The following is a 240-nucleotide window of genomic DNA, read 5'->3' as shown; positions in this document are numbered from 1 at the left end:
ACCGGGAACACGGGTGCTCGGCGGCAGCCGCTCCAAGCCGCGCCGGCCGATGCGGAACAAGCCGTTGTTCTCGGTGCCGACCCACAGCTCGCCACGCCGGTCCTGCAGCAGCGAGGTCAGATGTCCCTGCCCCGGCACGCGGTGCTTGAGCACCGCCTGTCCATCCTCGACCCGGTACAGGCCGTCGCCGGCGGCGATCCACAGCGCGCCGTCCGGGGCCAGGTAGGGCCAGGCCAGGCC

At 73.3% G+C, this 240-nt stretch carries 1 protein-coding gene; it reads right to left on the bottom strand.

The features are described 5' to 3' along the window. Nucleotides 1–240, bottom strand: a 240-nt coding sequence (locus SB660_RS23435) for a two-component regulator propeller domain-containing protein (protein ID WP_410584973.1), incomplete at both ends; no start/stop codon positions are given.

The organism is Bacillus sp. SIMBA_005 (genome assembly GCF_046535585.1).
Classification (GTDB): domain Bacteria; phylum Bacillota; class Bacilli; order Bacillales; family Bacillaceae; genus Bacillus; species Bacillus pumilus.
Note: the sequence above shows the minus strand (reverse complement) of the source record. Positions and strands in the feature narration are given on the sequence as shown.